13 protein-coding genes are annotated in these 14,206 nt (G+C 72.7%); 7 read left to right on the top strand and 6 right to left on the bottom strand.

The window, feature by feature from the left end; genetic code table 11:
• Positions 1–14: 14 nt before the first annotated feature.
• Positions 15–1,259 carry an MFS transporter gene (locus ACIQGQ_RS23500; RefSeq protein WP_402398597.1) on the bottom strand — a complete coding sequence of 415 codons (1,245 nt, stop codon included), beginning with the start codon at positions 1,257–1,259 and terminating at the stop codon, positions 15–17.
• Positions 1,256–1,858, bottom strand: a complete 603-nt coding sequence (locus ACIQGQ_RS23495) for an ArsR/SmtB family transcription factor (protein WP_402398596.1) — start codon at positions 1,856–1,858, stop codon at positions 1,256–1,258. Before ACIQGQ_RS23495 ends, ACIQGQ_RS23500 begins: the two co-directional genes overlap by 4 nt.
• A 168-nt stretch (positions 1,859–2,026) precedes the next feature.
• Here ACIQGQ_RS23495 and ACIQGQ_RS23490 point away from each other — a divergent pair, with 168 nt between their 5' ends.
• From ACIQGQ_RS23490 to ACIQGQ_RS23480, 3 genes are all read left to right on the top strand, one after another.
• Positions 2,027–2,632 (top strand): dihydrofolate reductase family protein, encoded by a 606-nt coding sequence (locus ACIQGQ_RS23490; protein ID WP_402398595.1) that lies wholly within the window; start codon positions 2,027–2,029, stop codon positions 2,630–2,632.
• A gap of 119 nt (positions 2,633–2,751) precedes the next feature.
• The gene (locus ACIQGQ_RS23485) at positions 2,752–3,105 is read left to right on the top strand and encodes an ADP-ribosylation/crystallin J1 (protein ID WP_402398594.1); all 354 of its coding nucleotides are present in this window, start codon (positions 2,752–2,754) and stop codon (positions 3,103–3,105) included.
• A gap of 58 nt (positions 3,106–3,163) precedes the next feature.
• Positions 3,164–3,709, top strand: coding sequence for a GNAT family N-acetyltransferase (locus ACIQGQ_RS23480; protein ID WP_402398593.1), 546 nt, complete (start codon positions 3,164–3,166; stop codon positions 3,707–3,709).
• A gap of 9 nt (positions 3,710–3,718) precedes the next feature.
• On the opposite strand, the gene ACIQGQ_RS23475 is transcribed toward ACIQGQ_RS23480, so the two are convergent.
• Positions 3,719–4,213 (bottom strand): MarR family winged helix-turn-helix transcriptional regulator, encoded by a 495-nt coding sequence (locus ACIQGQ_RS23475; RefSeq protein ID WP_402398592.1) that lies wholly within the window; start codon positions 4,211–4,213, stop codon positions 3,719–3,721.
• A 182-nt stretch (positions 4,214–4,395) separates the two neighbouring features.
• On the opposite strand from ACIQGQ_RS23475, the gene ACIQGQ_RS23470 reads away from it, so the two are divergent.
• From ACIQGQ_RS23470 to ACIQGQ_RS23460, 3 genes are all read left to right on the top strand, one after another.
• A complete protein-coding gene (locus tag ACIQGQ_RS23470; RefSeq protein WP_402398591.1) occupies positions 4,396–5,193 on the top strand; it encodes an SDR family NAD(P)-dependent oxidoreductase in 798 nt (265 codons plus the stop codon).
• A 101-nt stretch (positions 5,194–5,294) separates the two neighbouring features.
• Entirely contained in the window at positions 5,295–5,900 is a 606-nt protein-coding gene (locus ACIQGQ_RS23465) for a TetR family transcriptional regulator (protein ID WP_402398809.1), read from the top strand.
• Between the two features lie 75 nt (positions 5,901–5,975).
• Positions 5,976–7,565, top strand: coding sequence for an MDR family MFS transporter (locus ACIQGQ_RS23460; RefSeq protein ID WP_402398590.1), 1,590 nt, complete (start codon positions 5,976–5,978; stop codon positions 7,563–7,565).
• Between the two features lie 209 nt (positions 7,566–7,774).
• Here the strand turns inward: ACIQGQ_RS23460 and ACIQGQ_RS23455 are convergent, their stop codons facing one another.
• The 3 genes from ACIQGQ_RS23455 to ACIQGQ_RS23445 all read right to left on the bottom strand — a co-directional run bounded on the left by ACIQGQ_RS23455 (position 7,775) and on the right by ACIQGQ_RS23445 (position 12,692).
• Positions 7,775–8,551: a hypothetical protein gene (locus ACIQGQ_RS23455; RefSeq protein ID WP_402398589.1), complete on the bottom strand. Its 777-nt coding sequence runs from the start codon at positions 8,549–8,551 to the stop codon at positions 7,775–7,777.
• 311 nt (positions 8,552–8,862) lie between these two features.
• On the bottom strand, positions 8,863–11,148 hold the full coding sequence (locus tag ACIQGQ_RS23450; protein WP_402398588.1) for an ATP-binding protein: 2,286 nt from the start codon (positions 11,146–11,148) through the stop codon (positions 8,863–8,865).
• A 164-nt stretch (positions 11,149–11,312) separates the two neighbouring features.
• The gene (locus ACIQGQ_RS23445; RefSeq protein WP_402398587.1) at positions 11,313–12,692 is read right to left on the bottom strand and encodes a ferric reductase-like transmembrane domain-containing protein; all 1,380 of its coding nucleotides are present in this window, start codon (positions 12,690–12,692) and stop codon (positions 11,313–11,315) included.
• A 418-nt stretch (positions 12,693–13,110) separates the two neighbouring features.
• Here ACIQGQ_RS23445 and ACIQGQ_RS23440 point away from each other — a divergent pair, with 418 nt between their 5' ends.
• Positions 13,111–14,190, top strand: coding sequence for a class E sortase (locus tag ACIQGQ_RS23440; RefSeq protein ID WP_402398586.1), 1,080 nt, complete (start codon positions 13,111–13,113; stop codon positions 14,188–14,190).
• Positions 14,191–14,206 lie beyond the last annotated feature (16 nt).

Here is a 14,206-nt window from a genome sequence, read left to right as displayed (position 1 = left end):
GCCGGGCGGTACGGTCACCGCCCGGGCGGCCGGAGTCCGGCGCGGCGGAGTACGGGAGTGGAGAGGGCGAGGACGGCGGCGAGCAGGCAGACCGCGCCGCAGCCGGTGAAGAACACGCCCGCACCCCACAGGTGGACCGTGATCCCGACGGCCGGAAAGAGCGCGGGGGCCAGTCCGAGCGTGCACAGCGTCGTGACCGAGGTGACCCGGCCGAGGTAGCGGGGATCGGTCTCCGTCTGGATGAGTGCGCCGGTCACCGTGGTGGTGAATCCGCTGCTCATGCCGATCAGGGCACCGAACGCGACGGCCGCGGGCAAGGAGGCGGCGCGTCCCAGGGCCACCGCCCCCGCGGCGGTGACGAGCAGGGCGCCCGCCATGGCGAGGCCGGCGCGGGGTATCCGGGGCGCCGCGGTGAGCAGCAGTGCGGCGGCCGCGGCTCCGACGCTGAACGCGCCGGCGATCCACCCCATGCCGGGCGCGCCCCAGCCGCGTTCGTCCGCCAGGAGCACCAGCCCGGTGGCGACCGGGCCGCTGAAGCACATCTCGCTCAGGCCGGTCACCACGACGAGTGGGGCGAGCAGCCGGTGGCGGCGCAGGTAGCGCAGTCCGTCGCCCAGTTCGCGCCGGGCGGATCCACGGGGCAGGGGTGCGGGGCGGGGCGGTTCGGAGGTCCGCACCGTGAGCAGGAGGACGAGCGAGACCGCGAACAGCGTCCCGGAGGCTGCGAACGCGCCGGCCGTGCCGCCGGACACCAGTAACGCCCCCGCGAGGAGCGGCCCGGTGGCGTTGCCGAGCCGGATCGACAGGCCGCGCATGCCCTGGACCCGGGCGAGTTGCGCGGGCGTGGTGATCCGGGGCGGGAGGGCGCCCACCGCCGGCATGAACACCGCGTCGACCGCGCCGAAGACCAGCGCGACGGCGATCAGCAGCCGCACCCCCGGTGCTGCCGCCACTACCGCCCCGGCGGTCACCAGGATCACCCCGCAGCGGACCGCGTCGCTGACGACGGCGACCCGGCGCGGCCCGAAGCGGTCGGCCACCACGCCCCCGCCGAGCATGAGCACCGCGCGTGGCAGCGCCCCCGCCGCGACCACCAGACCCACCTGCGAGGGCCCGGCGACCCGGGTGGCCGCCCAGGACAGGGCGAGGAAGTACACGACGTCGCCCGTGACCGAGGCCGTGTACGCGGTGAGCCAGCGCAGGACGTTGACATCCCGGTACGCGGGCCGCGGCGGGGCCGCCGGAGCGGGCAGGCTCACGCCCCGGCGTCCGGCGGCAGGGCCGTGCCGGGCGCCGGGAACGCCTGCACCTGGACGAAGACCGGCGAAGTGCCCTCGGGCACCCCGCCCGACCGGTCGCGGTACCGGGTGATCACCTCGAAGATCTCGTCCCGCATCCGGCTCGTGTCCTCGGGGGTCAGACGCAGCAGGAAGTCGCCGTAGGCGGTGGCCCGGAGCCAGTCCTCGGGGAGCAGCGGCACCTCCCGCGCGGCCCGGTGCAGGCGGTCGGCGGCGACCTCGGCCACGGCCTGTGTGTAGGCGCGGCCGGTGTCGCACTGTTCGGCGGTGGCCGTCGCCGGGTCGTGGACCGACTGGCGGTGGACGGACCTCCACCAGCGTTCCCGCCCGGTTCCCCGGTCGGGTTCCTCCTCGATGAGTCCGCCCGCCGCGAGTCGGCGCAGGTGGTAGCTGGCGGCGCCGGGGTTGATGCCCAGTTCGTCGGCGACGTGGGTGGCGGTGGCGGGGCCGCGCTCGCGCAGCAGGGCGAGCACGGTCAGCCGCAGGGGGTGGGCGAGCACGCGCAGGGCCGCGGTGCCGAGTTCGACATCGTGCCGGGGTGGGAGGTCGGAGGCGGTCATGCGCAGACGATAGCCCCACAACAGTTCTTTCGAAAGAGTTGTTGTGAAGTGGCGAACGCCCGGGGCATCCATCGGAGTCGCCCCTCGGCCGCCGACCGCCGGATCTTGTCCGACGACGCGCGTGCGGCGATCATGGGAGCTCGACGACCCGTTCTGCGAAAGGCCCCCGTGCGCAAGCTCGTGTACTTCATCGCGTCCACCCTCGACGGATTCATCGCGGGACCGGACGGCGCCGACCCCACCGGCCCGGACGGCTTCTGGCCGATCCCCGAGGAGTACGTCCGGCACCTCGTGGAGAAGTACCCGGAGACGCTGCCCGGCCCGGCCCGTGCCGCACTGTCCGTCACCGACCCGGGCACCTGTTTCGACACGGTCCTCGAAGGACGGCGCTCCTACGAACTCGGCCTCCGGGTCGGGGTGACCGACGCTTACCCGCACCTGCGCCACCTGGTGTTCTCACGGACGATCGGCGAGAGCCCGGACCCGGCGGTGGAGATCGTCGCGGACGATCCGGTGGAGACCGTGCGGGAGTTGAAGCGGCAGGACGGGAAGGACATCTGGCTGCTGGGCGGGGCCGAGCTGGCCGCTTCGCTGTACTCCGAGATCGACGGGATGATCGTGAAGCTGAGCCCGATGACCATCGGTTCCGGGATCCCGCTCTTCTCCGGCGGGGCACCCTTCGATCCCCGCACCTGGGACCTCACCGACCACACCGTGCTGAATTCCGGGGCGGTCTTCCTCACGTACGCCCGCGCCGCGGCAGCCGCCGAGTAGTACGGGGTCACGGGTGGTCCGGGGCGGAATCTCCGTGGCTGTGCGGCGTGCCGTCCGGGTATCGTCCGGCACCCGGACGGCCCGCCCCCAGGGCCCCGACCCGTGGAAGGACCCGTTTCATGACCGGCGTGCGAGCGACGACGACCCTGTGGCGCCCGACCGGCCCGGAGGAGCTGGAGCTGGTCCGGCAGTCGGGCTGGCGCGCCTGGCCGCCCCGCCTGCCCGAGCAGCCCCTCTTCTATCCGGTCCTCGACGAGGAGTACGCGATCACGATCGCGCGGGACTGGAACGTGAAGCACAGCGGAGCCGGGTTCGTGACGCGTTTCGAGGTCGATACGGAGTTCCTGCGGCGCTATCCGGTGCGCCAGGCCGGCGGGCGGACCATCCTCGAACTGTGGGTTCCGGCGGACGAGCTCGACGACTTCAACGCCCACATCGTCGGCGGGATCCAGGTGGTCCACACCTTCCGGTAGGCAAAGGGGCGTTGACTCACCCCCGTACGGATCCGGGCACCCGTGCGAGGATCGCGGCGTGAACGAACCGCGCCTCCGCCTCGCCGACGCGTCCGACGCCTCCGCCCTGGTCCAGCTCCGCGACGGGGCCGCCCGTTGGATGCTCGGCCGGGGCATCACCGGCCAGTGGCGCCCCGGCGAGCTCGGCGAGGACCATTTCCGCCGGGTCATGACGAGCGGCGAGGTCTGGGTCGCCGAGGACCGGGGCCGGCTGTTCGGGGCCTGGGAGCTGTGGTGGGCGGACGAGGACGCTTGGGGGCCGCAGCCGCCGGTGGCCGGATACGTGCACCGGCTGATGGTCGACCGCGGCAACGCCCCCGCGGGAGCGGGCCGGAGGCTGCTGCGGGCCGCCGAGCGGCGAGTGGCCGCGACGGGCCGGACACGCGTCCGCCTCGACTGCCTGGCCACCAACGCGCGCCTGACCGCCTACTACCTGGCCGAGGGGTACCGGGCCGTCGGCCACAAGGCGGGCAAGCCGCAGCCGGGCGGCGCGCCCAAGTCGTTCACCCTCCTGGAGAAGACCCTGCGGCCGGGAAGGCCGGCGGAGGCGGACCGCCGCGCCTGACCGCCCCGGTCACTCCTGGGGCGGCCGGCCTTCCGGGCGGCCCGTGCGGGACCAGGTGAGCCCTTCGAGCCGTTCGATGCTCTGGTTGAACTCGATGAGCAGGGTGACGAACTCCTCGGTCCGCTCCTGGGTCCACCCCGAGATCCCGATGAGGCGGTTCGCCCCCGCGCGGCTGACGGCGCGGTCCGCCGCCAGACGTTCCAGGCCGAGCGCGGTGGGACGGAACTTGCGGGCCAGGCCGCCGTCGGGGTCGGGGATGCGTTCCACCAGCCCGTTCCGGAGCATGGCGCTGACCTGCCGGTTGATGGTGGAGACATCGACCTGGAAGGTGAGCGCCAGCTCCTTGAGCGTGAGCGGTTCGCCGACTTCCAGCCGGGTGAGCAGCACATACGCCGAGCGCTCCAGGCTCTGGCCCGCACGGGGGCCCCGGGCGGCGATGAAGTGCCGGGAGAGCAGTGTCAGCTCCCGCTCCAGATCGCCCAGCCGGGACTCTTGCTCACTCATCGCTCGATCCTCTCCCACCATCGGTTCCCCGCCATCATCGCGCATGGCCGCACCGCTCCCGAGGCCACCACTCGATATGTTTGTGCACAGTGCACATGATGTGTACTGTGCACAATGCGGGTGGCGCGGCACTCCCCGCCGGGCACCGGCAGAACCACCGGCACGACGAAAGGATCAGGGCCATGGAACGCCTCAAGGACAAGGTCGCGGTCATCACCGGCGCGGGCAGCGGCATCGGACGGGCCGCCGCCGAGCTGATGGGCCGGGAGGGCGCCCGGGTCGTGGTCGCCGACCACCACGGGCAGAGCGCGGAGGAGACCGCCACCCTCGTCGAGGCCGCGGGCGGACGGGCCCTGCCGGTCACCGTGGACGTCACCGACGAGGGCTCGGTCGCGGACATGGTCGCCGCGGCCGTCGCCGAGTTCGGCGGGCTGCACGTCCTGTGCAACCACGTCGGCGGCACCAACCCGCGCAAGGACCTGGACCTGCTCCGCATGGACATGGACGAGTTCGACCGCGCCGTCACCCTCAACATGCGCAGCACCCTTCTCGGCTCCCGGCACGCGGCCCCCCACATGATCAGCGCCGGCGGCGGGTCGATCATCAACACCGCGTCCGTGGCCGCGCTCGTCGGCGACGTCCTGCAGACCTCGTACGGCGCCGTGAAGGCGGCGGTGGTCAGCATGACGAAGTCGATCGCCGTCCAGTACGGACCGCGGGGCATCCGCTGCAACGCGGTGGCCCCCGGCGCGGTGATGACCCCCGCCCTGGAGAACAACCTGCCCGAGGGCGTCATCGCGGCGCTGAAGGAGGGCAACGCGCTCCCCTACCTGGGCGCCCCCGAGGACATCGGGCACACCATGGTCTTCCTCGCCTCCGACGAGTCCCGCTACCTCACCGGCCAGCTCCTGGTGGTCGACGGCGGCATGACCATGCAGTCCTCCGCCGCCCCCGGACGACGGGCCATGCTTCCGGGATAAGGTCGGCGCCGGGCAGCCGGTTCCCGCGCGGGCGGTACGGGGTTCTCCCGTACCGCCCAAATAATTTTGCACACCACGCAAAAATGCATAGCATGCACGTCATGACCGCCGCCGACCCGTCTCTCGGGCTGCGTGAACGCAAGAAGCGTGCCACGCGCAGAGCCCTCGCCGACACGGCGCTGCGCATGGCCGCGGAACGCGGCATCGACGAGGTGACCGTGGAAGCGGTCACCGACGCGGTCGGCGTATCCGTCCGCACCTTCTTCAACTACTTCCCGTGCCTGGAGGAAGCGATCACCCGCCCCCTCCAGGAGGACGCCGAACGGGTCCGCCGGGCCGTGCTCAACGCACCGTCCGACTTCACCGTGCTCCAGGCCCTGCGCGAGGCCATCGCCCAGGAGCTCGCCCACATCGAAGAGGACCACGAACGCTGGGAGCTCCAGATGGCGGTGGTGTGCACCAGCCCGTCGCTGCTCCCCCGGTTCCTGGCCGCCCAGGGCGCGGACGAGCGGGCGCTGGTCGCCGTCGTCGCCGAACGGCTCGGCCAGGACCCCGAGTCCGACCTCCGCCCCCGGCTCGTCGCCCATGCGGCGATCGCCGCCGTGCGCGCCTCCGTCGAGCTCTGGGTGGCCTCGGGACGCACCCGTACGTTCCAGAGCATCTACCACGAGGCGTTCACCGCACTGGCCGCGGGCCTGAACGACTGACCCATGCACGGAGCCCCACCGGGGTTCCGCCACCGAGAACCACCTGAGAATCCAGAGAATGAGGAACGCCGGCCGATGAGCGCTGCCGCCACTCCCGAAGAACAGATAGCCGGTGCGCCCGAGGCGGCGCCATCGGCCATGTCACGCCGTCAGATACTCCAGGCCATGTCGGGCCTGATGGCCGGTATGTTCGTGGCCATCCTGGCCTCGACCGTGGTCTCCAACGCACTTCCGAGGATCATCGCCGACCTGAACGGCAGCCAGTCCTCGTACACCTGGGTGGTCACCGCCGAGCTGCTGGCGATGACGGCGACCGTCCCGATCTGGGGCAAGCTGTCCGACCTCTACGACAAGAAGCTGCTCATCCAGCTGTCGCTCTCGATGTTCGTCGTCGGCTCGCTGGTGGCCGGCTTCTCGCACAGCGTCGGCCTGCTGATCGTGAGCCGTGTGGTGCAGGGCATCGGCGCGGGTGGCCTCACGGCGCTCGCCCAGGTCGTGATGGCGGCGATCATCCCGCCCCGTGAACTCGGCCGCTACTCCGGCATCTTCGGTGCCGTGTTCGCCGTCGGCACCGTCGCGGGCCCGCTGATCGGCGGGGTCCTCGTGGACACCTCCTGGCTCGGCTGGCGCTGGTGCTTCTTCATCGGGGTGCCGTTCGCGCTGCTCGCGATCGTGCTGCTCCAGCTGACGCTGAAACTGCCCACGGTCCGCCGCGAGGTGAAGATCGACTATCTCGGTGCCGTGCTCATCATGAGCGGCGTCAGCGCGCTGCTGCTCTGGGTGACCCTCGCGGGCAACCGCTTCGACTGGGCCTCCTGGCAGACCGCCGCCCTGGTGGGCGCCGGCGTGGTCCTGCTGGCCGTCGCGGTGCTGGTCGAGTCCAAGGTCCAGGAACCGATCATTCCGCTGGACATCTTCCGCAACCGCACGGTGGCGCTGACGACCGTGGCGAGCATGCTCGTGGGTGTGGCCATGTTCGGCGGCACCGTCTTCCTCTCGCAGTACTTCCAGATCTCGCTGGGCAAGACGCCGACCACCGCCGGTCTGATGAGCCTGCCGATGATCCTCGGTCTGATGATCTCGACGACCGTCGCCGGTCAGATCATTTCCTCCCGGGGCAAGTGGAAGGGCTTCCTCATCGCGGGCGGCATCATCATGACCGCGGGCATGGGTCTGCTCTCCACGATCAGCGCGGACTCCTCCTTCGGACTGCTCAGCGTCTACATGGTGGTGCTCGGCGTGGGCGTCGGCATGCTGATGCAGAACCTGGTGCTGGCCGCGCAGAACGACGTGCCCGCCTCGGAGCTGGGCGCGGCGACCTCGGTCCTGTCGTTCTTCCGCAGCCTCGGTGGCGCGATCGGTACGAGCGCCCTCGGCGCCGTCCTCGGCAACCGGGTGGCGAGCGAGCTGGAGAAGGGCTTCGGCGGTGCGGCGGCCGGCGGCGGCTCCGGTCACTCCGTCCCCGACCTGAGCAAGCTGCCCGAACCGGCCCGGCACATCGTCGAGCAGGCGTACGGGGTCGCGACCGCCGAGGTCTTCCTGGTCGGCGCGCCGTTCGCCTTCCTCGCCCTGATCGCGGTGCTGTTCATCAAGGAGAAGCCGCTCAAGACGCAGAGCGGCATGCAGCGGCTCGCGGAGGAGAAGGCCGCGGCGGAGGCGGGCTGAGCCACCGGCTCCCGGTGGCAGGGGCCCGGCCGCGGTGACGGGGCGGGCTCTTCCGGACGCGTGCGACACGTCGTCCGGGAGAGCCCGTGCCGGACACGGCGGCCGGGCCTTCGCCGTACCCCCGGATCCGGGGCCCGCCGCGGCTGCCGGATCCGGGCCCTGTCGCACCTGTGCGGCTCCGGGGGCCGCCGTCCTTGCGCGGGTCCGGGTCAGTCGTCGTGCGGCACCGGCCACCCGGCCGGCCGGGTACCGCCGCCGGGCCGCTTGGCGGCCGCGCGGTTGCCGACCAGCGTCCTGCGGATCCGCGCGGCGGTCGCGCGCGCGTGCTCCGAGGTGGAGACCGCCTCGGCGGTGGCCGGGACGAAGCGGTGGGCGGGCTGCTGGCAGTACGGGCAGGGCGCACCGTCGGTGAGGAGGTACCCGTCCTCGCAGGTCCTGTTCCCGCACCGGCCGGGGCTCACCAGGGCCTCGGCGATCTCCTGCGGCGCCCAGCGGCGGCGGTTCTCCTCGTCGCGTTCGTGGATGGCGTGGGACCAGCGGTTGCTCCAGCGCCGCTCGACGCGGTCGAGGAGCTGGGCGGCCGTGCGATGCTCCAGCTCGCCGTACAGGATGTCGGGGAGGGTGCGCGGCACCCGGTGTCCGAGGGCCTGGAGCAGGGGTGCGGGGAAGCCCTGCAGGACGAAGCTGATCGGGTCGCCCCCCGGGCGCTGCTTCCACTGCCGGCACTCGCAGGCACCGATGTCGGGCAGGGGCTTGCGGCAGTTCGCGCAGAGGCCGCGGCAGTCGGAGCAGATCCCGTCGTGCAGCCCGTCCAGATACGGGGCCGGGGCCCTGCCGCACTCCCGGCAGCAGGCGGCGCACGGACCGCACAGCCGCTCGCTGCCCTGCTGCGTCGTCCAGCTCCGCTGCTGGCAGCGGCAGCACAGGACGGTGTTGCAGTGGTCGCTGTGCTCGCCGTTGTGCCGGCCGAGTGGGGCGAAGGACATGGCGCATCCTCTTCTCGGGTGGTACTCCCTCCACCCTAAGGGCTGTCCCGGGCCCTCCACGCATGCGGAAGCAGCGGGCGCCCCGTACGCCTGGTGCCGCTGGGGCGGGAGCACTCGGGCCTGCGCGTCGGCCACGACCACCCTTGCCGCACAGCTGCTTCCTGCCCCAGCGGCACGCCCAGCCTGCCGCACGGGCCGCCCCGGCAACCCGCGCCGAATCGCGCATCGGTACACGTATCTGTGCGGCCCTTCGCGCTCACCCCGTCGGCGTCGGCATACGTACCGGAGGCGCGCCCGGCTACGTACGGGGGTCAGGGCTCCAGCACCGCGGCGATCTCCGTGCGTGAGTCGATGGAGAGTTTGGTGAGGATCCGTTCCACGTGGGTGTCCGCGGTCCGCTTGGAGATCACCAGGTGCTCGGCCACCTCTCGGTTGGAGAGGCCCCGTGCGACGAGGACGGCGACCTCCCGTTCCCGGGGGGTGAGCAGATCGGCCGCCGCGGGCTCCGGCCGGGCGCGGGGCACGGTCCGCCGGGGCGAGGGCCGGTCGGTGTCCGAGCGCACCGCCGCCAGGATCTCGGTCCCCGACAGCCGCGCCCCGACGCCGTGCCAGCGCTCGTACTCCGCGTCCCCCAGCGCGTCCCGTACGGCGCTGCGGGTCGTCTCCTGCTGTTCCAGCACGGCCACCAGCATGGCCACCGGATCGCCGCTGAGCCGGCGCGCCCCCTCCGCGTACCCCAGCAGCCAGGCCGCCCGGACATGGCGCCCGGCCAGGGCCGCGTGCCAGGACAGGCCCAGACAGCAGAGCGCCGCGACCAGTACGTCGCCGATCTCGCTGATGGCCTCCAGGGACTCCCTCAGCACCTCGGCGGCCTCGTCGTGGCGTCCGGCGAGCCAGAGGATGAGCCCCTGGGCCATCAGCGTGGAGCCGTAGAACTGCCGGTCGCCCGTGCCCTCCAGATGGGCCAGCCCCCAGGCGCACAGCTCCAGGGCCCCGTCGGTGTGCCCGAGCGCGGCCCGCAGCAGCGCGCCCTCGTAGTGGACCATGCTGATGCCCAGCAGGTCGCCCACGGCGACGATCTGGCGGCGGCCCTGCTCCATGTCGGCGAGGCCTTCCTCGATCTCGCCGCACAGGGCCCGCATCGCGCCGTTGTACGCCTCGGTGAACAGGGCGACGCGCTGCTCGTCGCAGTTCAGCGCCGCCTCCCGGGCCCACCGGAAGAGGTCCGGCGCCTCGTCGAGGGCGGCGGTCCAGGTCGCGAACACACCGGTCATGAAGAGGCCCCAGGCCCGCTCCGAGCAGTCCTCCGGCACCAGGGCGAGGCCCTTGTCGATCCAGTACCGCCCCTCCGACAGGGTGCCGCTGGCCCGCCAGTGGGGAGCCAGCCAGACGGCGAGGACCAGCCCGTCCGCCGCGCCGCCCTCCGTCGAGAAGGCGTGCTTCATCGCGGCCCGGATGTCGGCGATCTGGCCGCGCACCGCCCGGTGCAGTTCGGCCTGGGCGGGAGTGATCAGCTCCTCCCACATCCGGCGGGCCGTCTCGCGGTGGTGCGCGAAGTGGCGCTCGCGTACGTCGGTCGCGGTGCGGTCCTCGTCGAGGCGCTCGGCCCCGTACTCACGGATGGTGTCCAGCAGCCGGTAGCGTGCCCCGTCCTCCCCGACGCGCTGCACCACCGACTTGTCGACCAGCCCGAAGAGCGCCTCCAGCACGGCGTCGGCCGGGAGCCGGTCGCCGCCGCCCACCCGCTCGGCGGCGGACAGCTCGAAGGGGCCGGCGAAGACCGACAGCCGCGCCCAGAGGAGGCGCTCCGCCGGGGTGCAGAGCTCGTAGGACCAGCCGATCGTGGTACGCAGGGTCTGGTGGCGGGCGCAGGCGGCGCGCTGACCGCCGGTGAAGACCTCGAACCGGCGGTCCAGCCGGGCCACCAGCTCCGCCAGCGGCGCGACCCGCAGGCGGACGGCGGCCAGTTCGAGGGCGAGCGGGATCCGGTCGAGCCGCTCCACGAGCGAGAGCACCTGGTCCCGGTTGGCGTCGGTGACGGCCCAGCCGGGCAGCACCCGGGCGGCCCGCTGGGTGAACAGCTCCACGGCGTCGTCCACGCCGAGCGGGGCGATCGCCATCGTCCGCTCGTCGACGACGTCGAGGGGCTGCCGGCTGGTGGCCAGGACGCAGACCTCGGCCGCCTCCCGCAGCAGGACGTCGCAGAGCACGGCACAGGCGTCGACCATGTGCTCGCAGGTGTCGAGCACGACGAGGAGCCGCTGTCCCCTGATGTGGGAGACCACCGCGTCCAGCGGTTCCATCCCGGCGTGCTCCGGCACCTCCAGCACGGTGGCCAGCGTCTCCGGCACCAGCTCCGGATCGGACAGGGCCGACAGCTCGACCAGCCACACCCCGTCCGGGAACCGGTCCCGCAGGCCCTCCGTCGCGCGCAGGGCGGTGCGGCTCTTCCCGACGCCGCCCGGCCCCACGAGCGTGACGAGCCGCGCCTCCTGGAACGCCTCGCGGATCAGCGCGACCTCCTCGGTCCGCCCGACGAAACTGGTCCGCTCGGCGGGGGGTTGCCCGCTGCGCCGCTGCCCGAAGCCGAATCCCATGGGGCCCCCGTGATGCTCAGGTGCCTCGCCCCTTCGCGAAGCATCAGCACAGTGTAGAGGCGCGACTGCGGAGCGTTGCCGGTGTGCGGGACGGCGTACCGGGGCGGGGCGGAGTTCCGGGTATCCTGCGCCCCGCCCCGCCCCGGCCGGCGGCCGGCGGCCGGTCAGAGCGCGAAGCTCTCGGTGTGTATGCGTTTCTGGGGCACCCCGGCCTGCACGAGTGCCGCGGTCGCCGCGACGGTCATGCCGTTCGGGCCGCAGAGGTAGACATCGCGCCGGGCCAGGTCGGGGACCAGGCTCCGCAGCGTCTGCGGTGCCAGCGGGTTGAACGAGGCGTCGGACCGGCCGAGCAGGTAGTGCAGCCGCGCCTGCCGGTGGGCGGCGATCGCCTCCAGTTCCTCGCGCAGCACCAACTGGTCCTCGCTGCCGGCCCGGTAGAGCAGGGTGATGTCGCCGGGGCCGCCGGGCAGGGTCTCGAAGAGGGCCCGTATCGGTGTGATGCCCACGCCGCCCGCGAGCAGGAGCACTCTTCGCCGCTTGCGCCGGTGGGCCGTCATGGCTCCGAAGGGGCCCGTGGCCAGCACCCGGGTGCCCGGCCTGAGTCTGCGGATGCGGCGGGTGTGGTTGCCGACCGCCTTGACCGTGATCCGCAGCCGGTCGTCCCGTACGGGCGCCGAGAGCGAGAAGGGCAGCGCCGAGTGCCAGATCCTCCGTTGCAGGAACCGCCACCGGAAGAACTGGCCCGCCTCCGCGGCGAGTTCGTCGAGCCCCTCGCCCCGCATCACGACCGAGAACACCTCGGGCCCCTCGGCCCGGACCTCCAGAACACGCAGGTCGTGCCGGAGCGCCTGCCGCACCGGGACGACGATCCGGTACCGGACCAGCAGCACCAGCACGGTGAGGTGCAGCAGCGCCCACATCCACCACGCGCAGACGTTGACCGCGACGTCCGGGCCGGTCATCTGGTGCGCGACGCCGAGCGCCGCGCCCAGGTAGGTGAGCAGATGCACCGCCCGCCAGGTCTCGTGCCGGATCCGGCCCCGTACCGCGTGGGCGGAGACCGCGCCGACCGCGCACAGCAGCACGAGTCCGACACCGGCGAGCGCCAGTTGCGTCCGGCCCAGCATCCGCAGCGCGGACGTCAGCAGGTCGTGCCCGTCACGGGCGGCGGAACCGCACACCGCGAGCAGGGTGTGCCCCAGGCACAGCAGCACCACCCAGCGCCCGCCCCACGCGTGCCACCGGGCCAGCCTGTCGGCACCCACCCCGTGCTCGACGGCGGGCACCCGCGCCATCAGGAAGAACATGACGAGCGCGCCGTACCCGGCGAGCAGTCCGGTCATATGGGCGAGGTCCGCGAGGAGTTCGTCGAGCCGGGCCGTCGGCCGGACGTTCACGGCCCACAGGGCCAGGACCCACCCGCCCCCCGTGACCACCCCCGCCAGCAGGGTCTTCGGGGACATCCGCCAGGGACCGGCCCACCGGTCACCGGCGGCGAGAGCCCGCTTCACCACCCTGGCCGGGCGCACGAGGTACGAGCGCACGGGCCGCTCACGGTGCCTGGTCCGCGGGGGCGGCGTCCGGGCCGGCCGGCCCACGGCGTGCCGCGGGCCGGGTACCACGTCGAGGGGAATCGGCGCGGTGCGTGAGGCGCGCCCCCGGCCCGTCGGGGCGCCTGCCGGCCGCCCGACGGAGGATTTCGCACTGGATTCGATACGGTCCCGGATTTCCACGGGACCGAACCTAGCTGCTCGAATTTCGGGAATAAGCTCCCCGTGACCTTTTCGGAGAATCCTTAAGGTTCTCTTGAGTCTCGCTTCCGGGGTGAATAAGAATCACCCCGGCCCATACGCCCCATGGGCCGCCATTCCTCCAAATCCACTGACGCCGAACGGACTTCGGCCACCCGAATCGGATATCGTCGGCATTCGGCGGCCGACGACCCGCCGGGCATCTCCCATTGTGTCGTCCACTTGTGCCGTCCACGATCCCCCACGCTCCCCCGGGCCCGCGGAAGAACGCCGCCCGGGAACCGGAGGCGGCGATCCGGCACATGACACCGGACCAGAGAACAAGGAAAGCCATGCACGACTCGATCGGGCCTCTTCCATCCGCGCGTCCACGCCGCGGGGCCCGGATGCCTCGCACCCCGAAGGCCGCGACATGACGGGGCCGCTGCCCGAGGGCGGGCGCGCCGCGCGCCGGAAGGCCGCGAAGCGGAGCGGCAGGCACACCGCCGCCCCGTCCCCGGAACGCGCCGCGCGCCGGCACGCCTCGCCCCGGTCCCGCGCCCCGCTCGCCTCCCCCGCCGCCCCACCGCCGCCCATGACGCGCGTCGAGGCCCGGCGCGCGGCCCGGGCGCGGAAGCCGGGCGCCGCCACGGTGGCGGGCCGGGTGGGCGGTGAGGTCCTCATCACCACGGGGGCGCTGATGCTCCTCTTCACCTCCTACCAGCTGTGGTGGTCGAACGTACGCGCCCACAGCATCACGGGCAGCGCCCGTCACGAGCTGGAGCGGTCCTGGGCGCACGGCGGTGGCGGACCGGACGCGTTCGAGCCCGGCCAGGGCTTCGCGATCCTGCACATCCCCAAGCTGGACGTGGTCGTGCCGATCGCGGAAGGGATCGACAAGACCCGGGTCCTGGACCGCGGCATGGTCGGCCACTACGACAAGGGCAGCATCCCCACCCCGATGCCGGGGGCGAGGACGGGTAACTTCGCGATCGCCGGGCACCGCAACACCCACGGTGAGCCGTTCCGCTACATCAACCGCCTGCGGCCGGGCGACCCGATCGTCGTCGAGACCCGGGACACGTACTACGTCTACAAGATGGCGAGCATCCTGCCCCGGACCACGCCGAAGAACATCTCCGTGCTCGATCCGGTGCCCGTCGGTTCGGGCTTCACCGCGCCGGGCCGGTACATCACGCTGACGACCTGCACGCCGGAGTTCACCAGCACGTACCGGATGATCGTCTGGGGCAGACTGGCCGAGGAACGGCCGCGCCCCGAGGGTGAACCGGCGGAGATCCAGGAGCGGTGAGGCACCGCGCGGCGTG

Source organism: Streptomyces sp. NPDC092952 (assembly GCF_044754785.1).
Taxonomy (GTDB): domain Bacteria; phylum Actinomycetota; class Actinomycetes; order Streptomycetales; family Streptomycetaceae; genus Streptomyces.
The sequence above is the reverse complement of the archived record's forward strand: the minus strand, read 5'-3'. Positions and strand labels throughout refer to the sequence as shown.

Excerpts from the sequence above, each read along its gene's own strand:
- ACIQGQ_RS23455 (WP_402398589.1), bottom strand. The coding sequence starts at position 8,551 with ATGTCCTTCGCCCCACTCGGCCGGCACAACGGCGAGCACAGCGACCAC.
- ACIQGQ_RS23470 (WP_402398591.1), top strand. The coding sequence starts at position 4,396 with ATGGAACGCCTCAAGGACAAGGTCGCGGTCATCACCGGCGCGGGCAGC.
- ACIQGQ_RS23460 (WP_402398590.1), top strand. The coding sequence starts at position 5,976 with ATGAGCGCTGCCGCCACTCCCGAAGAACAGATAGCCGGTGCGCCCGAG.
- ACIQGQ_RS23495 (WP_402398596.1), bottom strand. The coding sequence starts at position 1,858 with ATGACCGCCTCCGACCTCCCACCCCGGCACGATGTCGAACTCGGCACC.
- ACIQGQ_RS23450 (WP_402398588.1), bottom strand. The coding sequence starts at position 11,148 with ATGGGATTCGGCTTCGGGCAGCGGCGCAGCGGGCAACCCCCCGCCGAG.
- ACIQGQ_RS23465 (WP_402398809.1), top strand. The coding sequence starts at position 5,295 with ATGACCGCCGCCGACCCGTCTCTCGGGCTGCGTGAACGCAAGAAGCGT.
- ACIQGQ_RS23475 (WP_402398592.1), bottom strand. The coding sequence starts at position 4,213 with ATGAGTGAGCAAGAGTCCCGGCTGGGCGATCTGGAGCGGGAGCTGACA.
- ACIQGQ_RS23485 (WP_402398594.1), top strand. The coding sequence starts at position 2,752 with ATGACCGGCGTGCGAGCGACGACGACCCTGTGGCGCCCGACCGGCCCG.